This is a genomic window from Romboutsia lituseburensis DSM 797, assembly GCF_900103615.1.
In the GTDB taxonomy this organism is placed as follows: domain Bacteria; phylum Bacillota; class Clostridia; order Peptostreptococcales; family Peptostreptococcaceae; genus Romboutsia_F; species Romboutsia_F lituseburensis.
This window is the reverse complement of sequence record NZ_FNGW01000003.1, coordinates 416,768-438,768: the sequence shown is the minus strand read 5'-3', so window position 1 is coordinate 438,768 and position 22,001 is coordinate 416,768. Positions and strand designations below refer to the sequence as shown.

The 22,001-nt window shown below is 26.5% G+C and carries 24 protein-coding genes; 11 read left to right on the top strand and 13 right to left on the bottom strand.

Annotation, left to right across the window (positions count from 1 at the left end; all coding sequences use genetic code 11):
• The first annotated feature begins 105 nt into the window (after positions 1-105).
• The 4 genes from BLP75_RS07925 (at position 106) to lexA (ending at position 3,520) form a co-directional block, all read left to right on the top strand.
• Positions 106-366 (top strand): stage V sporulation protein S, encoded by a 261-nt coding sequence (locus BLP75_RS07925; RefSeq protein WP_092725114.1) that lies wholly within the window; start codon positions 106-108, stop codon positions 364-366.
• Between the two features lie 172 nt (positions 367-538).
• A complete protein-coding gene (locus tag BLP75_RS07920) occupies positions 539-724 on the top strand; it encodes an H-type small acid-soluble spore protein (protein WP_092725113.1) in 186 nt (61 codons plus the stop codon).
• Between the two features lie 820 nt (positions 725-1,544).
• Complete coding sequence (locus tag BLP75_RS07915; RefSeq protein ID WP_092725112.1) at positions 1,545-2,729, top strand: tyrosine-type recombinase/integrase; 1,185 nt, start codon at positions 1,545-1,547, stop codon at positions 2,727-2,729.
• A 158-nt stretch (positions 2,730-2,887) separates the two neighbouring features.
• Positions 2,888-3,520 carry a transcriptional repressor LexA gene (lexA, locus tag BLP75_RS07910; protein ID WP_092725111.1) on the top strand — a complete coding sequence of 211 codons (633 nt, stop codon included), beginning with the start codon at positions 2,888-2,890 and terminating at the stop codon, positions 3,518-3,520.
• Between the two features lie 60 nt (positions 3,521-3,580).
• On the opposite strand, the gene BLP75_RS07905 is transcribed toward lexA, so the two are convergent.
• Together BLP75_RS07905 and deoD are read right to left on the bottom strand one after the other, a co-directional pair.
• Complete coding sequence (locus BLP75_RS07905; protein ID WP_092725110.1) at positions 3,581-3,769, bottom strand: hypothetical protein; 189 nt, start codon at positions 3,767-3,769, stop codon at positions 3,581-3,583.
• A gap of 23 nt (positions 3,770-3,792) precedes the next feature.
• A complete protein-coding gene (deoD, locus tag BLP75_RS07900; RefSeq protein WP_092725109.1) occupies positions 3,793-4,503 on the bottom strand; it encodes a purine-nucleoside phosphorylase in 711 nt (236 codons plus the stop codon).
• A 284-nt stretch (positions 4,504-4,787) separates the two neighbouring features.
• Between deoD and BLP75_RS07895 the strand changes: the two genes are divergently transcribed.
• Positions 4,788-5,207, top strand: coding sequence for a DUF4829 domain-containing protein (locus BLP75_RS07895; RefSeq protein ID WP_092725108.1), 420 nt, complete (start codon positions 4,788-4,790; stop codon positions 5,205-5,207).
• A gap of 58 nt (positions 5,208-5,265) precedes the next feature.
• Here BLP75_RS07895 and BLP75_RS07890 read toward each other — a convergent pair whose 3' ends face one another.
• From BLP75_RS07890 to BLP75_RS07880, 3 genes are all read right to left on the bottom strand, one after another.
• Entirely contained in the window at positions 5,266-5,892 is a 627-nt protein-coding gene (locus BLP75_RS07890) for an OmpA family protein (protein ID WP_092725107.1), read from the bottom strand.
• Positions 5,882-7,285, bottom strand: a complete 1,404-nt coding sequence (locus tag BLP75_RS07885; protein ID WP_092725106.1) for a MotA/TolQ/ExbB proton channel family protein — start codon at positions 7,283-7,285, stop codon at positions 5,882-5,884. Before BLP75_RS07885 ends, BLP75_RS07890 begins: the two co-directional genes overlap by 11 nt.
• Positions 7,286-7,824: 539 nt before the next feature.
• The gene (locus tag BLP75_RS07880) at positions 7,825-8,238 is read right to left on the bottom strand and encodes a hypothetical protein (RefSeq protein WP_092725105.1); all 414 of its coding nucleotides are present in this window, start codon (positions 8,236-8,238) and stop codon (positions 7,825-7,827) included.
• A 183-nt stretch (positions 8,239-8,421) separates the two neighbouring features.
• Between BLP75_RS07880 and BLP75_RS07875 the strand changes: the two genes are divergently transcribed.
• The 3 genes from BLP75_RS07875 (at position 8,422) to rluF (ending at position 11,069) form a co-directional block, all read left to right on the top strand.
• On the top strand, positions 8,422-8,865 hold the full coding sequence (locus BLP75_RS07875; protein ID WP_092725104.1) for a hypothetical protein: 444 nt from the start codon (positions 8,422-8,424) through the stop codon (positions 8,863-8,865).
• Between the two features lie 126 nt (positions 8,866-8,991).
• Entirely contained in the window at positions 8,992-10,191 is a 1,200-nt protein-coding gene (gene nhaA / locus BLP75_RS07870) for a Na+/H+ antiporter NhaA (RefSeq protein ID WP_092725103.1), read from the top strand.
• 179 nt (positions 10,192-10,370) lie between these two features.
• The gene (gene rluF / locus BLP75_RS07865) at positions 10,371-11,069 is read left to right on the top strand and encodes a 23S rRNA pseudouridine(2604) synthase RluF (protein ID WP_092725102.1); all 699 of its coding nucleotides are present in this window, start codon (positions 10,371-10,373) and stop codon (positions 11,067-11,069) included.
• Positions 11,070-11,115: 46 nt separating this feature from the next.
• On the opposite strand, the gene BLP75_RS07860 is transcribed toward rluF, so the two are convergent.
• On the bottom strand, positions 11,116-11,640 hold the full coding sequence (locus BLP75_RS07860; RefSeq protein ID WP_092725101.1) for a hypothetical protein: 525 nt from the start codon (positions 11,638-11,640) through the stop codon (positions 11,116-11,118).
• Positions 11,641-11,697: 57 nt separating this feature from the next.
• Entirely contained in the window at positions 11,698-12,012 is a 315-nt protein-coding gene (locus BLP75_RS07855; protein ID WP_092725100.1) for a hypothetical protein, read from the bottom strand.
• Positions 12,013-12,194: 182 nt separating this feature from the next.
• On the opposite strand from BLP75_RS07855, the gene BLP75_RS07850 reads away from it, so the two are divergent.
• Complete coding sequence (locus tag BLP75_RS07850; protein WP_092725099.1) at positions 12,195-12,590, top strand: hypothetical protein; 396 nt, start codon at positions 12,195-12,197, stop codon at positions 12,588-12,590.
• A 132-nt stretch (positions 12,591-12,722) separates the two neighbouring features.
• Positions 12,723-13,463, top strand: a complete 741-nt coding sequence (gene ymfI, locus BLP75_RS07845) for an elongation factor P 5-aminopentanone reductase (RefSeq protein ID WP_092725098.1) — start codon at positions 12,723-12,725, stop codon at positions 13,461-13,463.
• A 61-nt stretch (positions 13,464-13,524) separates the two neighbouring features.
• Here the strand turns inward: ymfI and BLP75_RS07840 are convergent, their stop codons facing one another.
• Complete coding sequence (locus BLP75_RS07840; protein WP_092725097.1) at positions 13,525-14,643, bottom strand: sensor histidine kinase; 1,119 nt, start codon at positions 14,641-14,643, stop codon at positions 13,525-13,527.
• Positions 14,644-14,891: 248 nt separating this feature from the next.
• Between BLP75_RS07840 and BLP75_RS07835 the strand changes: the two genes are divergently transcribed.
• Positions 14,892-15,263 carry a hypothetical protein gene (locus BLP75_RS07835; protein ID WP_092725096.1) on the top strand — a complete coding sequence of 124 codons (372 nt, stop codon included), beginning with the start codon at positions 14,892-14,894 and terminating at the stop codon, positions 15,261-15,263.
• Between the two features lie 52 nt (positions 15,264-15,315).
• Here BLP75_RS07835 and BLP75_RS07830 read toward each other — a convergent pair whose 3' ends face one another.
• From BLP75_RS07830 to BLP75_RS07810, 5 genes are all read right to left on the bottom strand, one after another.
• Positions 15,316-15,705: a DUF134 domain-containing protein gene (locus BLP75_RS07830; RefSeq protein WP_092725095.1), complete on the bottom strand. Its 390-nt coding sequence runs from the start codon at positions 15,703-15,705 to the stop codon at positions 15,316-15,318.
• 75 nt (positions 15,706-15,780) lie between these two features.
• Positions 15,781-16,500: a glucosaminidase domain-containing protein gene (locus BLP75_RS07825; RefSeq protein ID WP_092725094.1), complete on the bottom strand. Its 720-nt coding sequence runs from the start codon at positions 16,498-16,500 to the stop codon at positions 15,781-15,783.
• Between the two features lie 305 nt (positions 16,501-16,805).
• On the bottom strand, positions 16,806-19,544 hold the full coding sequence (locus BLP75_RS07820; RefSeq protein WP_092725093.1) for a calcium-translocating P-type ATPase, PMCA-type: 2,739 nt from the start codon (positions 19,542-19,544) through the stop codon (positions 16,806-16,808).
• Positions 19,545-19,779: 235 nt separating this feature from the next.
• Entirely contained in the window at positions 19,780-21,054 is a 1,275-nt protein-coding gene (locus BLP75_RS07815) for a Gfo/Idh/MocA family protein (protein ID WP_092725092.1), read from the bottom strand.
• Positions 21,055-21,210: 156 nt separating this feature from the next.
• On the bottom strand, positions 21,211-21,990 hold the full coding sequence (locus tag BLP75_RS07810) for a YdcF family protein (RefSeq protein ID WP_242872404.1): 780 nt from the start codon (positions 21,988-21,990) through the stop codon (positions 21,211-21,213).
• Positions 21,991-22,001 lie beyond the last annotated feature (11 nt).

Sequence of the window (22,001 nt, the reverse complement as noted above, 5' to 3'; positions counted from 1 at the left end):
TTTTTTGGTATATATAGAAATATAATTTAAATATATATATTGAGTTGGTACTTTTTTTATAATTAGTCTATATATGATATGGTTCAAACAAGGGAGGTTGTTGAAATGGAAGTCTTAAAAGTTTCATCAAAATCTAATCCAAATTCTGTAGCAGGAGCTTTAGCTGGAGTACTAAGAGAAAAGGGAAGTGCTGAAATACAAGCTATTGGCGCAGGAGCTCTTAATCAAGCTATTAAATCTGTAGCTATAGCTAGGGGATTTGTAGCACCTAGCGGAATGGATTTAGTTTGTATTCCTGCGTTTACAGATATTTACATTGATGGAGATCAAAAAACAGCAATAAAATTAATAGTAGAACCTAGATAAAACATAAATTATAAAATCATAATAAAAGCTATTTGTAGGAAATTTTCCTATAAATAGCTTTTTATTTTTATAAAACTTGTTTTAATTTTAAGTAGAATAATTTTTAAAATAAAAGGTTAATTTAATATAGATTTTAAATATTATATATATAAATGAGGAGGATAATTATATTATGCAATTAAGAAGGGCTGCAGAAATAGTAAATTCTAAAGAAAATGAGAATACAATAGTTTATTACCAAAACAAGCCAGTAACTATAGTTACAGTTGATAATAATATAGGAACTGCATATGTAAAATCAGTTGATGAAAATAATAGATTTGAAGTAAATTTAGAAGATTTAAGCGAAAATCATTAATTGAATTGGAAATTTAAATTTTAAGTATAAAACAAATAAAATTTAAAATATAATATTATTATAAGTATATTTGATTTTATTAACTTAAAGGGACATTTAAATTCACTTAGCAAGATAATCAAGATAATTATGATGTTAAAATCATAAATCTGCATGCAGATTACAAAAAATAATAAAAAACAAATTTGCATGCAGATTATATAAATACATATCAAGAGTAGTTATAAACATATATAATGTATTGGATTTTTGACAATATATAACTAGTCTTTAAATGTATATTTAGGGAATAGTTATTAAAATAAAAAATAACTATACTTTAGTTTATAAATTATTACTTATAATTACTCATTTCTAAAATTTATAAATCTGCATGCAGATTTACTTCTCTTTTTGATTATTATTTTAATAAAATGAAAATTTAATTATAAATATAAATATTATAAAGAATTTTTGTTTTGATGTTTAATTTAACATGATATATATAATTAACACTAAAATATTAAATATTATGTCTTAGTTAACTTGTTTTTCTAACTATTCCTTATTATTATAATCCATTTACTTATTCAGTTGCTTAAATCTACATTTTTATCATTTTATATATTATCTTAATATTTAAGCCCCTAAACTTTAAATAACCTATTTTAATATTTATCTATTACATTAGATTCTATTTATACTAATCTTTATTAAGCTTCTTTATATAGATTTTTACACTAAAATCTATATTGTTTCTTATTTTTAAGGAATAGTTGAAAACAAAAAAATCTTATGTTATTTTATATTTATAATATATAAAATTTGGAGGTAACATTTTGTGAGTAATTCTAAATCTTTAAAAATACATAATAAGTCAGACAAACCAGACAATATTGTAATTCGAGATAATAACGTAATAGAAAGATGTATATCAATCGAAAATAGTCTTCCTAAATTTATGAAGGATTATTTTATTTATTTAAAAGGATCAGTTGCCGTCTCTACTCGTTTAGCATATTTAGTAGATATTCAATTTTTTTGTTCTTATTTGGTAGAGATGCAAGAACTAACAAGTGCAAAAGATATCAAGGATATTAGTTTAGAAGAGTTTAATAAAATAAAAGCTAGAGACGTTAACTTATTTCTAGGTGATTACTGTACAAGGTACTATAAACAAACTAGTAAGAATACGTTAATTTTTGAAAATAACAATAGAGCTTTAGCTAGAAAAAAATCATCTATCTCTACTCTATTTAAATTCATGTATAGGAACGAACAACTAGATAATAATATTACTGATGGATTTAATCCAATAAAGCTTCCTAAGCCTCAACCAGACGCTATAAAGCGACTTGAAATAGATGAAGTTGCTAAGATGTTAGATTCCGTTGAAAATGGTGATGGTCTTACAGAAAAAGAAAAAGTCTATTGGAAAAAGACTAAACTTAGAGATAAGGCAATTTTAGCACTATTTGTTACATATGGTCTTAGATTAAATGAGCTTCGAGAATTGAATATCTCTTCTTTTAATTTTTCTAGAGGTGAATTTAAAATTTATCGAAAAAGAGGTAAAGAAGTTTTAATGCCTATAAACCATACTTGTGAGTTAGTTGTTAAGGATTATATTTATAATGAAAGACCTCAAAGTGAACTATTAAATGATGAGTACAAGGATGCTCTATTTTTATCATTACAAAACAAAAGATTAACAGCAAAAGCAATTAGGCAATTGGTAAAAAAATATACATCTATCTCAATGGATACATCTAGAGATAATGGGTATAGTCCTCATAAATTAAGAGCAACTGCGGCAACATCTCTCATTCAAAATGGTTTTTCAATTTATGACGTTCAAAATTTACTAGATCACGATAATGTAACTACTACTCAATTGTACGCTGCCCATAAAAAGCATGTTAAACGTGATATTGTAAATAACTTTGAGTGGATTGATGATGAAAGTGATTTAGATAGCTTAGATTTACTAAATGAAGAGATAATTAATTTGTCAAAAGATAACTAGCATAGATTGTGAAAATAGGCATGGAATGAGCAAAATTTGTAAATTTTGATTGATAATAAAAATAAATTTCCTAATTTTAGGAACGAATGTTTGTAGAAATAGAATCATTGTGCTACAATATAAATATAAAATGACAAAAATAAGAAAGGAGAGGTTTTATGTATTTCGACTTAAGTAGTAAGCAAATATTAATCCTGGAGTTTATAAAAGAACAAATCGCGTTAAAAGGATATCCGCCATCAGTAAGAGAGACTTGCTTAGCTGTAGGCTTAAAGTCTACATCTACAGTACATTCTCATTTAAATAAATTAGAAAAACTTGGATACATAAGAAGAGATCCAACTAAACCTAGAGCTATAGAGGTTTTAGATCAAAATAAGTATCAACCAGATTATGGACATATGCCTGAAATTTTACAACTTCCATTAGTTGGTCAAATAACAGCAGGTGCTCCTATTTTAGCTAAACAAAATATCGAAGAATACATTTCTCTGCCAGCAAACTTAGTAAAAGGAACAAATAACTTTGTTTTAAAAGTTAAAGGTGATAGTATGGTAAATGCAGGGATATTAAATGGGGACTATGTTATAGTAGATAAAAAACATTCAGCTTCTAACTCTGAAATAGTAGCTGCACTTATACATAAAGAATACGCTACTGTCAAAAGATTTGAAAAAGATGGAGATGTTATAACTTTAAAACCAGAAAATGATTTTATGGAACCAATAGTTCTTACATCAAAAGATGTTGAAATTATAGGAATTGTAACAGGTGTATTTAGAGTATTATAATAAAAAAGAGTAATTAGCAAATTTAAGATGTTTTGCTAATTACTCTTTTTTATTTGTAAGCTATAAAATCAACCCTAAAACTAAAGCAGATACACCTGCAAATAAGAAAGTAGTTCCATTTTTCTTTAATTTATCTAACTCTTCTTTTTTAGTTTTATTTAGATTTTTAGTGTTTTTGAAAGCATATATAGAGTATGTGTTTAAGATAAGACCTAAGACAATAAATAATACACCTAATATTTTTAACATATGTATCTCCCCTATTTTTTTAACTATGCTAACTCTAATGCGATTTCCATCATTTTAGTAAATGCTACTTGTCTGTCATGAGCAGAACATTCTTCTCCAGTAAAAGGACAATCTGATATTGTAAGTATAGCAAGAGCATTTACGCCCGCTCTAGCTGCATTCATATAAAGTCCAGCAGCTTCCATTTCTACACAAAGAACGCCCATTTTTTTCCATTTAGCTAAATTATCTAAACCTGCATCAGAGTAAAATACATCATTTGAAAGTATATTACCTACTGTTACCTGAGTTCCCTGCTCTTTTGCTTTTTCAATAGCTTTTTGCATTAATTCATAACTAGCAATAGGAGCATAAGTTCCTGGTAAATCGTATTGAGCAGCATATCTTGAATCTGTGCAAGCTCCCATTCCGATAACAACATCATGTGGTTTTAAGTTTTCATTTATAGCACCAGCTGATCCTATTCTAACTAAATTCTTTACTCCATAAAAATGTATCAATTCGTAAGAGTAAATTCCTATAGAAGGTATTCCCATTCCACTTCCTTGAACAGATATTTTTTTACCCTTATAATAACCTGTATATCCAAACATACCTCTTACAGTATTATACTGTACTACATCTTCTAGATAAGTTTCAGCTATGAATTTAGCTCTTAGTGGATCTCCTGGAAGTAATACCGTTTCTGCGATATCTCCTAATTTTGCATTATTATGTGGTGTTGGTGTACTCATTATAATTCCTCCTCAACTTTTATGTATAAGACATATGTAAATTAAAATCTTAATAAATTTTTAACCCTTTAATTCATTTTTTATGTCTATAGTAGTATACTATAAATAAGGAGATATTTTCTAGACATAAAATTCAAATCTACTATCGTTTATTAGTATATTTAACCATTCTATTAAAATTAATTCAAAGTAATGTATTATAATTTATAGAATATTTTGGAGGTGTTTTTATTAGGAACAATGCACGAAATAATCAGTTAATAGCATTTTTAATACTTGTACCGATGTTAATATTTACATTCTGTGTGACAGTAAAATCTGAGGGGTTTGGACCTATTGAAGATGCTGAACAAGTAGTTCGTGAGTATTTTTTATTAAAAAACGAAAAAAATGTAGATAAATTATCTAGTCTACTTGTGACTAATGAAAGTTTATCTTCTATAGAAGAACAATTAAAGTATTTAGATAAAACTTCATTAATCTATATAAAAGAAGAAACTAATGAAAGCATCTTAAATGCATATCTTAAGAACAATCAATTAATCAATCCACAAAATTTAAAAGTTTATAAAGTTAATTATGAAGTTTCATATAATGATTCGTCACCTACCCGTTATAAAAATGGTATGTATGAATCTTGGTTTTTTGTAGTTCGTAAAAATAATAATTCAAAATGGCTAATTGACATCAATGATATTCATTAATTATATGATAAATTAAAAGAGTAACCCTTATTGAATTATTAAGAGCTACTCTTTTTTATTACTTATCCAAACTTATTTCGTACTTTATTTCAACTCTTCGTGAAGAATCTCTATCTATACTTCCATCTTTATTTTTAATTAATTCAGCTTCGGATCTTCCAATTGCTTCAATATCTTTTAAAACTCTTTCTTTATACTTATAGTTTCCTATTTCATCTCCAACAATAAACTGAGCTACACTAAATGCTCTTTTTTGAGAAAGGTCTAAATTGTATAAATAGCTCCCTACATCGTCTGTATGGCCTTTCACTACTATTTTAGATATATTTTCACCGTAGTCTTTATAAATAGCTTCTACATACTTAGGAATAAATATTTTAAGCATTTCTTTAGCTTCTGGCTTTAACTCAGAACTGTCTACATCAAACATAGTTTTTTCACCAAAAGTAACTAATCCTGTAGTTTCATCTACGGTAACAGGTAATCCACTTTCTTTTAGAGTTTCTTTAACAGAGGTATCTACTTCTTTAGCAAGATCTTTTTCTACAGAACCGGTAATAGACTCAACGCTAAATAACATAAGCATTACAACCATTAATACAGTTGAAATCATGTCTGTAAAAGTAGGCCAAAAGCTACTTTTCTCAAATTCTCGATTAACAGTTCGTCTGTACTTATTTATCATGTTTATCATCTCCAAGTAAATAATTTGATGACTTGTTTTCTAGTCTATTATTTTGTTTGGACTCTACTCTCTTTCTTAAATAAGGATTTGTTCTTTTTCTACCTCTAACTAATTCATTTGATTGATATGAATTTTTTTTGATAGAGTCAATACCGTAATCATCTATATCGTAAATTTCATCTTCAGATCTTTTATGATTATCATCTTGCATAGATGCCATTGTAACAGCTTCTTTATAAATATCTACATAATCAAATATCATATTTAGCTTTTGTTCTATATCTTGAGTAGAGATGGCTATAACAGAAGCTAAATGTTTTACAGTCTCGTCTAGGTTTATTTGTTCATTATTTAAATTTGATTGAGTGTCTGTTATCTGTTTTTCATGATTAACTAACTTTTGCAATAAATCTTGAGCAGTCCTTTCATACAATGCAAAGCTAGATGATAGATTTCTTATGTATTCTCTTATTTTAAATTGATTTTCAGTAGACTCAAATACATTTTTAGATGTTTGCTTTATATCTATTAAAATTTCTTTATTTATATCTTCTTGATTATCATACTTATCAAATAGTTTATTGAATTTGATATTCATTATATTCATTTGCTTATCTAATTTTCGAACACTTTGATCAAAAGTTTTTATAGAGTCCTGTGAACCTAATAGCAAGTTTTTAAGAGCTTCTATTCCACCCATAAACTCATCATTGAATTTATGTAAATCTTTAGCTATTTGATCAAATTTCTCGATAGATTCAATAGACTTACTAATTTGTTTTATTGTATTTTTTACATCTTCAATTTTAGAATCTATTGTTTGTGACTTTTCGTGAGTTATTTCAGATGTAAGTAAATTTTCACATTTTAACATTAGTTGAATCAATACTTGCTCACAGTCATTATAGTTTAATAAAACATTTATGATTATAGAGCATATAATACCACAAATACTAGTAATAAAAGCTGTTTGCATAGAACTAATAGTTGCTGGTAGTGAATTTATTATGTCATTAGTATTTATAGTAAGCAACATTAAAGATAAACCTACAAATGTTCCTAGGACACCTAGTAATATACATGTAGATGATGAATTTTTGATAGATTTAATTTTTTCGAGAATAGGTCTATTTTTGAATTTAAATCCTGTGCAAATTTCTTCAATAAAAGTAGTTATGTTTATTTCAGCATAAGAATTATCCATTAAATATAAACTGTATTTAGTTTTTATATTGTTATATATGAGACTTCTCTTATAATCTTCCTCCAGCTTCCTCAAATCGTCATTAATATAATTGTATAGCTTTTTATTTGCGATTATATTTATTATAGAATATGTAATTGTAATAATTAGAAATACTATTGTTATTATGTTTATCAAAATACTCTCCAAATTAATCTCCTCCCCTAGCCTTGTAAAGGCTGTTTATTTTATATAGTTAATTTATATGTACGTGCAGTAACTATAATACAAAAAATAAAAAATTCGCTTCGCTCATGTCGCCAACGACTTCGTCCGTTGCTCAAAATGTTTTTTTTGCCTAAAAACAATTTATTGATATAACTTACTTTTATGAGTTATCAATAGAAAATAAAGTATCATAATATCATTAAGCATAAAAAAGTAGCCTGAAATTTCAAGCTACTTTAAAACTATTATACCAGCCTACATTTAAAATGGAATTATTGGTTTTATCTATATGTTTCTAGATAACTTTTGTCTCAGAAGTTATTGTAGGGGGTATTTAATAGTGTTAATAAATATTATGATTTTAATATTAAAAATGTTACTAAAAAAATAATTATATAATAAAATTATAATCAAGAAATAATTTTTACAAAGTTCGTAAATGAACGTATATTTTTACAGTGAACAAAAATATAAACCTCGATATTTTTAGCATTTCAACGAATTATTTCATAAAATATTTTTTAAAAATTCGACAATCCGTTCCATTCAATACTCTTATGGCTTTGTTTTTCTTCGTCAAATATATAAATATATCTAGAATTGAATGTTCTACCAAATATCTCCCATTGAACTGGACTTACTTTATTTATAAATAACTTAAGATCGTCTATATCTTCTTTAGAAACTAAAAGACCATAGCACTCTCTTAAACTATTATATCCTTTTATATTTTTTTTACATGATTTTCCTATAATTATATTACCAAAAATATTTCTGAAATTTTTTTCATTATTAAAGATTCCTGTATATAATTTTACATATTCTAAGTCATCTATTATTTCACAGCTGCTATTATATTTTTCATTGTCTATATATATCTGTTTAGGATTCCAGTATGTTTCAAATTTTTTTAAAAGTATTTCATTATAATACATAATTTACCACCTCTTTATGTATTATTGTACACATATAGATTTATATTCATAACATTTTAGACATTTAACAATACTTATTAATTAAATGAAAAAAATTGCTTATTTTGATAACATTTTGTCGTTTAATTCATAGTATATAGGGAGGGTGACTTCAAATAAAAATATTTCAGGAGTGATTTTTAAATGAGAAGAAATTGTAAATTTGGCTGTAATAATAAATGTGGATGTCAAAAAGAAAAAAAAGTAAATTGTAACTGTGTAAAACCTTCTATAGATTCTGAAAAATGTGAAAATCTTGCTGAAAAATCAAGAGAACTTTATGACCAAGCTCTTTGTTGTAATAAGAAAATAGAAAAATTCACTACGCTAGCAGCTCAAGCAGAGTGTAGAGCTAAGCAATTAGAAGAAGAAGCCAGAGCAGCTTGGTGTGAATGCAACCAATTAAAACAACAAGCTAATAATGCAGCTGTTAAAGCAGAAGAGCTAATGAACCAATCTTGTCAGTTTTTACAAAAAGCTCAAGATTGTTATAGCCAATTAAATAATAATAATTGTAATAATAATAACAATACTAATAATAATGGATGTAGCTGTAACTGCAGTTGTAACTGTAACTGTGGTCGCTAAAATAAAAATCAAAGCCCTTATTGGATATAAGGGCTTTGATTTTTTAATTTGTTATCATATTTATATAAATCATTTCATAAATTTAACTAAATGCTTGTTTAAAAATTTTAGTTAGTTGGTGATAAATTGAGATTCTTAAGAAACTATAAAAAACCTGTAAAGTTAGAAGTTCTAACTAGCGTTTTTTTAATTTTAGCTACTGTATGTGCTTTATTCATGTACAATAGTCCTTTAAAAAGTACTTATGAGTATATTTTTGAAGAAATTTATATTACTAAAAACTTTTCATTACATATGTTTATAAATGATTTTTTAATGGCAATATTTTTCTTAGTTGCAGGACTTGAGATAAAACATGAAATACTTCATGGAAACTTATCCTCGTTTAAAAAAGCTTCTTTCCCTGTTATAGCATCATTAGGTGGTGTTATCGTTCCTGCCATAATATTTATAGCTTTTAATAAAAATACACCTTTTATGAGTGGATTTTGTATTCCAATATCAACAGATATAGCATTTGCTGTTGGTGTTTTTCTTATATTTTCAAAAAAACTAAATCCTTCATTAAAAATATTTTTATTATCACTTGCTGTCGTTGACGATTTAATGTCTATACTTGCTATTGGTATTGTTTACTCTATAGACATAAATTTAAAATTTTTAATAATTGCTTTTATCATACTAATTACTCTTATAATTTCTAATAAAGTATTAAATATTAAAAGTATTTTTTATTATTTAATAGCTGGTTTATGCATGTGGTACTTTGTGTATTTAAGCGGTGTTCATTGTACCATAAGTGGCGTTTTACTTGCTATTGCAATACCATCTGATAGTAGCTCAGGTACAAGTACCCTTGAGAAGTTACAACGAATTTTAGTTCCTATAAATAGTTTGATTATTATTCCGCTATTTGCTTTTGCAAACACAGGGATTTCCTTTATGTATAATATCGATATATCATCTGCAAATTCATTAGTATATGGTATAGTACTAGGTCTGTGTATAGGAAAACCTCTAGGGATTATGCTCTTTAGCTTTATAGGATGCTCTTTAAAGATAACTGAAAAACCATCAAATATAAGTTGGACGGCTGTATTTTTAGTATCCCTAATTGCAGGTATAGGATTTACAATGTCTATATTCGTATCAGAAATTGCATTTATACATAATTTAACTTTAGTTAATATTGCTAAAATGTCTATATTGTTTTCCGCATGTTTATCCATAATATCTAGCATCATGGCAATACTTATAGTAGATTTGAAGTTAAAACTAAAAATGAAAAATCATTCTGCTATTGTAAATAAGTACTATATATCCTAACCACATAATAATTAATAAAAAAGTATTAAAAATAGTTTTAATAAGCTACTTTTAATACTTTTTTATATTATAGAATGATTTATTATACTATATAAAACCTTGATTAAGATATATAACTATAATATACTTAAATGTATTGTTTAAAATATATTAAGAGTAAAATAAGTAAGGAGATAAACATGAGATTAAATAACTATATTAGCTCTACAGGAATGTGCTCTAGAAGAGAGGCTGATAAGTTAATTCAGCAAAGAAAAGTTTTAATAAATGGTAAAATCGCTCAAATTGGACAAGCTGTTGAACCGAATGATGTTGTAAAAGTAAATGGAAGAAAAATAACACCTAAAAAACAACATGTCTACATAGCATTAAATAAGCCTGTTGGAATTACTTGTACAACTGAAAGACATATAAAAGATAATATAATTGATTATATAAACTACCCAGAACGTATATTTCCAGTTGGTAGATTAGATAAACCATCAGAAGGATTAATAATATTAACTAGTGATGGAACTATAGTTAACAAAATACTAAGATCAGAGAATAATCATGAAAAAGAATATGTAGTTACTGTTGATAAAAATATAACTGATAAGTTTATATCTGATATGCAAAATGGTGTACGTATTTTTAATCCTGTAAATAATAAATATGTTATAACTAATAAATGTAAAGTAACTAAGGTAAATAATAAGACATTTAAAATAATATTATCTCAAGGTCTAAATAGACAAATTCGTAGAATGTGTGAAGTATTTGGATATAATGTTACAAAACTTCAAAGAATAAGAATAATGAATTTAACAGTTAAAGGAATAGCTCCTGGAAAATGGAGAAAGTTGACTGATAAAGAAGTTCAGTCTTTAATAAAATAATTAAATAAAAAAAGAAGTGCTTATTTAAACACTTCTTTTTTTATTATCATATATAATTTCTTTTAGAATTACTATTCATATAAATAGCTTTATATGCTCTATCGAATCCATTTATAGCAGGTTTAAATACCCATAAACCTATAATGAAATTAGATATAGCATGTATTATATCAAATGAAATTCCATTTAGCCAATATGTTATAGCATATGTTTTATCAATTGGTAAATAAACAATAACAAATAAAAATCCAAAACATATACCAAATAAGCCTAAAATTAAAGCCGCTCTAAATTCATTTGTAATAAATCCTTTTAGCAAGCTACATGCTATAGCAAAAGCTCCCCAGACTCCAAAATATCCAATAGATGCTGGATTAATTCCCCAGATCAGCATATTTAATACAGAAAATACAGTAGTTATATAGAGAGTCTTTTTAGCTCCTAATTTTATAGCAAATACTAGTATTAAAAGACTAACAATTTCTATATTAGGTAAGAAGCTTAGAATTGCTTGTGATGCTTTAAGCAGTGCAGCTAGTAAACCCACCAACACAATATCTTTAGTAGTCATACATTCACCCATTCATCTTAAAATATTTATACGGTAATTATAACATATTTTTAAAACTTAAACATACATAAGCATAGATATAAGAGCTATAAAGGATAGCAATATTCTACTTATATTAAACTTATTTTTATATAAGAATAGACTTAATAAAGCTAGAACTATCAAGGTTAGACAAATAAATCTTTCTTTTATGTAATTAGAAGGGAGCGCTGTTATATTTATAAATAAACCTATTAATACAACAAAATCTATAATTATAAACATTGAGTTTCTCTTTACAAATTTTCCTTCTTTATAATTTAATAAAAATACTATTATAAATGTAAGTAATAAAAATATAATAGTAAAAAGACCCATAAGAAATATTGCCATATTACTAATTCTCCTTTCAAATTTATAATTAATCATATAGTGAATTAATTATAATAATAGTATCTCACATTTTACTATAATTTACATGTAAAAAACAAGACTTTGAAGTGTTATAATAATCTTGCAATATACAAAGGGGAAATTTTGTATAACGTAAATATAATTTTGGGGGATCTAGTGTAATGAAAGGTATTTCAGAAAGAGAAAAATTCGTATGCCCTAAGTGTAATAGCACAAATTTTGATTTAATTACTTCTTCTACTAATTTTGCATATGAATATTGCACAAAGTGTAAATACAATTTAAAGGAAGCAAAAAAACAAGTAGAACTTGATTTAATATTCAAGTATCTAACTGATTACTTAAAAAATAATAAGTATAAAAATTTAAACATTGAACTTATAAAAAATAGTGATTCTTTTGAACTAGTTATAAATGGGATTTCTATATTAAATCATAATTTTACATATGAAATATCAAATAAAGATATATACTTCATTGAAAATACAGTGTTTGAATTAGTAGAAGATATTACTAAAGATTTAAATATTGAAAGTAATATAATAATTTGTGCATAAAAAATATTAGAAAAAACAAAAGCTCTATTAATAAGGGTTTTTGTTTTTTATTTTTTTGACTCTTTAAAAATATGTGGATTTGCAATATAATGATTGTATTCGATTAATACATATGAAAGGAATTTAACATATATGAGTAATAAAACAGTACTAATAACAGGTGCTTCTAGGGGGATTGGTAGAGCCACTGCTAGATTATTTGCACAAAATAATTATAATGTTTTAATAAACTATAATAAATCAGAAAAAGAGGCATATTCTCTTCTTAAAGAATTAAAAGATAATGGATATAGTGCAGATATTTATAAGGCTGATGTATCTAATCCTTTTGAAGTAAATTTAATGGTAAAACATTGCATAGGTACATTCGGAAAAATAGATGTTCTTATAAATAATGCTGGAATAGCTACAGCTAGATTATTTACAGATATAACACATGAAGAATGGAATGAGATGATAAACACTAATTTAAATAGTGTGTTTTATACAACACAAGCTTCTCTTAAATATATGATTAGCGAACATGCTGGAAAGATAATTAATATCTCTTCTATATGGGGAATGGTTGGAGGATCTTTAGAAGTTCATTACTCTACTTCTAAAGCTGCTATAATAGGAATGTCTAAAGCTCTAGCCAAGGAATTAGGTCCATCTAATATTCAAGTTAACTGTATTGCTCCAGGAGCAATTCAAACTGATATGTTAAAAAATGTTAGTGAAGAAGTTCTAGAGGGCTTAAAAGAAGAAACTCCTTTAATGAGATTAGGAACACCAGAAGATATTGCTAATTGTGCACTTTTTTTAGCTAGTGATAATGCAAGCTTTATAACTGGACAAGTAATAAGCCCTAATGGTGGATTTGTAATAGTTTAATATTTTAAAGTTATACAAAAAATATTAGAAGCTCTGATTTTTAACAATTCAGAGCTTTATTTTACATTGAGTATACATCTGAAAACTCAACATTACATTTTTCAATTCTTAAATGTTCATTATCCATATCAAATTTCTCAATGCTATTTTCCTGTATTACCCTTATTGGAATTTCAAATATAAATTCAGAACCTTTTCCAAGTTCACTATTTACGTAAATATCTCCATCATGCATATTAACTAAAGATTTTACTAGTGATAAACCTATCCCACTACCTTCAGATTTAACTCTATATTTACGGTCATCTTGCACATATCTTTCAAAAATATGAGGTAATTTTTCTTGACTTATTCCGCTTCCGTTATCTCTTATAGACACACGAACTTTTGATGGGAATGTGTTTATTAAAACATTAATTTCTCCACCATTATCTGTATACTTAATTGAGTTTGATAGTAAATTAAGTACTATTCTTTCTATTTTATCTGGATCACAAGCAACTGTTAGTTCTTCACAGTCTGTATCAAATACTAAATTTATTCCTTTTGTTTCCATATAACTAGATACAGAAAGAGTAATCTCTTCTATTATATTTATTATATTATGATTTCCTAATTGTAATTGATAGTACCCAGTTTCTATTCTAGTCATATCTATAATATTGTTTGCTAGTCTTAATAATCTATATGAGTTTTGCTTTATACACTTTGTATGTCTGTTTAAATCTGTACCATTCACTGAATTTATATTCCCTTTAGCAACGTTTTTTTCTATTAGCTGAATTGTCCCTAAAATTAAATTTAATGGTGTCTTGAATTCATGAGATATGTTTCCAAAAAATTCATTTCTCATCTCTTCTTTATCTGTACTATTACAATTACAAATTATAACAAAAGCATCTTTATTTTCAAAAGTAGATTTTTTTATATTTCCATTAAATAAAACTTTATCTTTTGCACTATTGTAAAAGTATAAATCTATATTATGTACAGATTTATTTTCATTCAATTGCTCTATAATAAAATTAAAATCTTTATCCACTAAAATTGAATTTAGGTCTCTAAGTTCATCAAGTGTATATTTTAGCTTGTTTAATAAGGATGTATTGGCAAACATTATACACCCATTTTCATCAACAACTAATACATAATCAGTTATTGTATTTAAAATATCTATCATTAGTAGCACTCCCCCTAAAAACTTTCCCCTAATTCTATCTAGCTATATACATTATAGCATGTTATTTAACAAAATGTGAATTATTCTATGAAAATTGTTAATAAACGTTTTATTACTGTTGATAAGTTGCAAGTTTCTGTTAACAACATTTAACAAATTACTTAAATTCTATTAAAATTATTTTGAGTAAATTTTCATTTTATGGTAATATTAATAATTGAAAATGATAGAAAGATATAGGTGATTACATGGACTTATTACAATTTACAAATCCAAATTTATTTAAAAGTATCTCATTAGATCAAGAAACATTAATATTGGTTAGTAAAGACTCTAAATATACTTTCCATATAAACTTTAAAGATGAAATAAAAGGTGTAGATTTTTATGAATTAGCTTTAGCAACTAAAAATTCATCTGGATATATAAACAAATCTGGTACAGTAAAAGTAATACAAAAATTTGTACTAGATGTTTTAAGTGATAAAATTAAAAATGTAGAAGATGAAGACACTACAGAAAATAAAAATTATAAATCAAATAATGATAAAAAAATAGCTAAAAAATCTGTTAATAATAATACTAAAAGTAAATTTTATAAAAACTTAAAGAAGCGTTAATAACTATTACACAACATGGAAAAATTTTTAAAAAAGTTCATGTTGTGTATTTTTATTTACAAAATCCAGCTTCTTTATTTGTCATTACTTTACTAGAATTACAAAGCGGACAAGCGATTTTATTATTTAAATAATTCACCATGTAGGTTTCTCCGCATACAGCACATCTAAATTTACAAATAGTAGTTATCTTTTTTTCAGGTATATTTTCTTCTATTGTGATTGGTATATTTTCTATAATTGATGTTGCAATTTTTTTTCTAGCACTTAATACTAGATCACTAAATTCATCATCTGACATTTTAAGCCTCTTAGCACATCTTTTGTTTTTTAAATTCTCTATATCAATAAGTTTTATAGCTTCTACTTCAATAGGTGTTATCTTGATACTTTTTTCTGAAGGTTTATTTATATCTTGATTATTAATATGATTGATACTCATATTTCACCCTCCTTAAAAAGTTATAAAACAATTAATGATATATACTATGCTTATTAAAGATAAATGTTAAATTACTTATTTAAGATACAAGTTTTTATATGTTTTTAAAAATCCAGAAGCTAATTTATCTACTTTACCATCCCAATTTTTACCTTTTCCTTCATCTGGGCAATAATTTATCTGTACATCATCAACAGCAACACCTAGATAATATGGTCCGCTTTTTGATAAATAGTTTTTTGATAAATGCCTGGCAGTTTGTACTACAGATTCATATTGACTTGAAAATAAATGTCCTTCTGAATCATCACTATAAACTTCATATCCAGTTAAATTATTATCCTCTACTGCTCTTCTTGATGTAGCAAATCCACTTTCTAAAGCTACAATTGCTGCCATTGTAAAAGCATTTACACCATATTTTCTCTCAGCATCAACAATTGCTCTTGACAAATGAGCCATAGTAGATGCACCTGTATAATTCATAAAAACATTATTTAGTTCTTTCTCAGTAATACCACTTACTAATGTCATATCATCTCTACTATAATCTACGCTTTGTTTTCTTATTTTTTCTTTTAATAAAATTTGTTCTCTTTGAGAATTATCAACATTTATACTAGTACTGCTTTTAACAATAGTCTGTTCAATTACAGTATTTTTGCTATAATAATCAAAGTCTATTGAGCATAAATTTGAATCATTATATGATGAACTACTTTTAGATGAAGAATTAAATCCTAGCATTAAAGAAGTCAAACATATTAAGCTAATAACTTTTTTACTCAAATTCATATTATTTGTCTCCTTGCTTTTATATAAAATCACCCCTTAGATAGTTATATATAGTTCAATATGTTACTAAAATATCCTTTATGTAAATTTATATTGCATTTTATCTAGTTTTTATATTTTTTTGCATTTAAAAATTTTTTTCGACTAGTTTTTATATAAGTTTTAAGTGTTTATTGTAAGATTATATTTATTAAAGTATTTTATTTTTGTCGTAATAGATAAATAATTCTTGTATAATTTTTTTATGTCAAATAAAATACCTACACTAATATATAAATCAAAGTGTAGGTATTTTTGTTATCTTATTAGTTTTTAAGTTTTTTATACTGTTCTTTTGTGGCTCTAAGTACAAATTTTACAATTTCATTTAGTAAAAGTACTGTTGATGCTAAAATTACTATCTTGAACCACATTATATGACTTAGCGAAACAGAATTAAAGAAACCTTTAAATACTTGTGTAAATAATATCTGTGCTATAGATGTTATAAGTATAACTTGTAGTGCTAGTTTATTTTTAAAGAAATTTGGTATAGTACTATTTAATCCAAATTCTCTACAGTTTAAAGCGTTAAATAGTGCACAAAATGCAAATAATGAGAATACAACAGTTGGTTGTTCTGTTGGCGTAGCTTTTAATATATTAAATAGATACTGTCCATACACAATTGCTATTATTAAAAATGCATTTATAAATATATTTACTGCCATGCTTCTTGCAATTATACCAGACTTTCTATTTATAGGTTTCCTATTTAAAACGTAGTCTCTCACAGGTTCTAAGCCTAATGCTAAAGCTGGGGGTCCATCCATTATTATATTTACCCATAATAGCTGAATAGTTGTAAATGGCATTTCTTTTCCCATAAGCTGAGAAATAACAGCTATTGCAAATGCAACGATATTTACTGTAAGCTGAAATTGTATAAATCTTTGAAAGTTTTCATATATACCTCTACCCCATTTTATACCATCAACTATTGTACTAAAGCTATCATCAGTTAATATTATATCTGCTGCATTTTTAGAAACTTCAGTTCCTGATATCCCCATAGCAATACCTACATCAGCTTTATTAAGGGCTGGAGCATCATTTATACCATCACCAGTAACAGCAACAACTTCTCCATTTTTTTGAAGAGCTTGAACTATTCTCATTTTAGTATCAGGTTTTGAACGTGCTACTATTGAAATATCATTTATCTCATTCATTAAATCTTCATCGGTTAAAGCATCTATATATGTAGCTTCTACAGCTTTCTTACCATTTTTTAATAATCCAATTTCCTCTCCTATTGCTTTTGCAGTATTTATATTATCTCCTGTTAACATTTTTACAGAAACACCAGCATTTTTTGCAATATTAATAGACTCTTTTACTCCATCTCTAAGTGGATCTATTATTCCTACGAAACCTCCGAAAACTAAAGATTCTCCTCTATCTAAACTAATGTCAGATGTAAAAGCCGCTTCTATATAAGCTCTACTTACTTCTTTATATGCAAATCCTAATGTTCTCATTGATTTTGTTTGTAGTTTTTTTATCTCCGCTATCATATTCTCTCTAAGGCTATTTGTCATAGGTACTACTTTTGAACCTTTTTGCATATACATGCATTCTTTTAGAAGAACTTCTGGTGCACCTTTACAAAGAATAACACCTTGATTATCCTTTACTATAGTAGAAGTCATACGTTTTTTTTCTGAGCTAAAAGGTATTTGAGAAGCTATCATTGTACTTTGTCTCATATTTTGATAGTCTTTTTCTTTATGATATAAAAGTAATGCACATTCTGTTGCACTTCCTATATATTTAAATGAATTATCTTCTTTTTCTATATCTGCAGTCGAATTTATTATACAGTTTTCTTCAAAGTAACTATTACTTTTATAACTTGAGCTATCTACATAATTACCATCTATATATGCAATTTCAACTTTCATTTTATTTTGTGTTAATGTACCGGTTTTATCAGAACAAATTACTGAAACAGCACCTATAGTCTCACAAGCTTCCTTTTTAGTTACAAGAGCATTTATTTTAGCCATTTTTTGCATTGTGATAGCCAAAGTAACATTTATCATAGTTGGTAGTCCCTCTGGAACTGTTGCAACTATTAAAGCAATACATACCATATAAATATCTTTAGTTGGTTCTAATGATTGTAAAAAAGGTATAAAACCTGAAGTATTTATTTGTATTTGACCTTTTAACTGCATTTCCATTATCATGTAAAGACAAAGCAGTGTAGCTACTAAACCAGATATAGATGCTATTTTTGTGCCTAATTTTCCTAATTTTATTTGAAGAGGTGTTTGTACATTATCTTCACCTAGATTTTGAGCTATCTTACCCATTTCAGTATTATCGCCTATAGAGGTAACAACCATGACACCTCTACCGTAAGCCACTAAAGTTCCTCCAAATACCATATTTATTTGCTTAGCAGGTATTGTATCCTGTTCCATTATTTCTGTTTTTCCATAAATAACATCCATATCTACAATAGCATTTGCATCTTTTAATACATCCGCAGATTCTCCTGTTAACATATCTTCTCTTAGCTTTAAGTCATGAGATTCTAATAGTCTGCCATCCGCTGGTATCATATCACCAGTTTCTATATGTACTATATCTCCAGGAACTAAGTCATTTTTAGATATTTGAATTATTTTCCCGTTTCTAATAGCTTTAACCTCTATATTTTCTGTCATTTTAGATAAGGCTTGAGCAGCTTTTTTAGATTTGCCCTCTGTCACTATTCCTATCGAAATACCTAATAAAATAGCTATAATTATTCCGATTGAATCATGTATTTCCCCAACAAATGAACTAAGAACTGCAGCTCCTAATAATATAAGTATCATAGGTTCCATTAAGCTTTCACTTAACTCGTCCCAAAATGTAGGTCCATCTCTTACTGTAAACTCATTTTTACCATATCTTTTTTTTCTCTCTTCTATATCTACATCATCTAAACCATGTTTTGAGTTTACTTTTAGATAATTTAATGTTTCTGATATAGATTTGTTGTAGTATCTCATATAATTCATCCCCTTGGTTCTTTTATATACTTTAAGAAATTATATGAGCCTGTCCTTAGAGTTATTCCACTAAATCTCCTTTTAACATAATCTTTACTTTAAAATGACAATAAAAAAATGATGTAATAAAGCTATTATGCTTTTTACATCACATTTTTAAGTAACGGACGAAGTCGTTGGCGACATGAAGTGTAGCGCCCACACAGTGGCTTAAGCGAAGCGGATTTTTTATATCTTAAAGTTTATTTATATTTTCTTTTATATCATTATAAAAATCAGATAAATTAATTACCTTGTGACTTATTCTAGAATATTCTGCTGCAAAAGCCATAACATGACTTTGTACTGATTTTATAGCAGTTGTTTTTAACTCTCCATCATTAGAACTTATAGAACTTATAAAATCTTTAATAAGTGAATAATCACCTCCGCCATGCCCACTTTGATTTAACTTTGGATTAATTATAGTATGAGTATTGGTACCAAACTTATGAATATCTATTATATTTTGTGTAAAATTACCTCCAACTTCTCCATGGCTAAACATTAGTTTTATAGTTCTACTACATTCTTGTGTAAAAGCAGATAAATTAAAAGTTGCAGTAACTTTGTTTTTAAATTCGATTATATTTACCATATGATCTACAACATTATTATCACATTTGTATACACATCTTCCATATGGACCATTTTGTAGTGCTTTTTTTAAATTATACTTTGTAGGATGGGGGTGAACTGCATTTAACGATCTAACTATTTTATCTTCTTCTAGATAAATTTTGACTGCAGAGTAAGGACATGTCTCTTGTAGATCACATTTTACACAGTGATCTTTCATACTTGTTTTAAATGAAGCACTTGTCAAATGACTTAAATTTCCAAATGAAGATATATATTCACCAGGACTATCAACTAACCATAAAAGTATATCTAAATCATGGCAGCTCTTGGCTAGAATTAAAGGGCTAGTTTCAATGCTATTTCGCCAATTACCTCTAACATAACTATGAGCAAAATGCCAGTATCCTATATTTTCATTGTGTTGTATGCTTATTAGCTCCCCTAGCTCTTTGCTTTCAACAATTTTTTTTAACTCATTAAAAAATGGTGTGTATCTTAGTACATGGCATACCATGAACACCTGATTATTATATTGTTTTGCCAGTTCACCTAAGCTTATAACTTTATTTAAATCATTAGACATAGGTTTCTCTAACAATACATGGTATCCTTTTTCTAAGGCTAATTTAGCAGGTTCAAAATGAGAGTCATCATTGTTAGCTATTATTATAGCATCAGCAATCTTATCATTTGCCAGTAAGTCTTGCCAAGAGTTAAATATATTTTTTGAATCAAGATTATATTTATTTTTAAAAAGATCTCTTTTTTCATCAATAGGTTCTGCTATTGCAACAATTTCTCCTAGTTCTGGGTTATCCAATAAATAAGGTGCATAAGCATACATTCCTCTAGACCCAGCACCTACTACAGCTATTTTTACTTTTTTCATAAAATCTCTCCCGTATTAAGAATATTAATATATACCTTATATAAATAGTATCTAAATAAAAAAAATATTCGCATTGTAATATCAAAAGATAATCAAACTTAAAAAAAGCCATAAATTAAACTTATACAAGTTAATTTATGGCTTTAGTTGATGTATCTAATAAATTAATATAGTTTTTAAAAGAGCAAAAAATTCACGTGTATAATATACAGGAATAAAGGCTAACTTGGATTTACTAGAATAAAACGTAACATTGGTATATTCATTTCTTTTAGCTAATACAGAGCTTCTTAAGCTATGAAAATCTGTTGTAACTACCTTTATTTTAAGATCTTTTATAGAAGATGAGCTATGTTTTTCAATTTTCTCTCTAGAATATTTAAAGTTCTCAAAGGTATTAGTTGACTTATCCTCTAATAGTATTTTAGATGGATTTATATTTTTATCTACAAGATATTCTTTCATAGCTTGAGCTTCAGATGTTTTTTCATCTGAGCCTTTACCACCAGATACAACTATAAAGCAATCATCTTTAGTTTTATCTAAATACTCTATTGCTGAATTTAATCTCGCTCTTAAGGTAAGGCTTGGCCCATTTTTTTTAACCGCAGCCCCTAGTATAATTAAATAATCACACTGATTAGTTATGTCACTTTTAGGATATAAAATCATCAAAGCTTCTCCTATTATAAAAATTGCTACAATAGTTATTATTGTTAACTTTATTATTATATTTTCAAGATAGTTTTTCTTTATCTTATTTTTTATAACTCCATATAAAATAAAACAAATTCCAAGGAATAAGAAAAATTCATCAAATGCTAATCCTCCAAATGCAATATTTATATAAGAATAATAAATAATAGAAATTAATCCTATTATAAAGTAAATATAACTACTTTTTAATATAGACATATGTTTTTTAATTGTTATCACCCCCAAGAAAT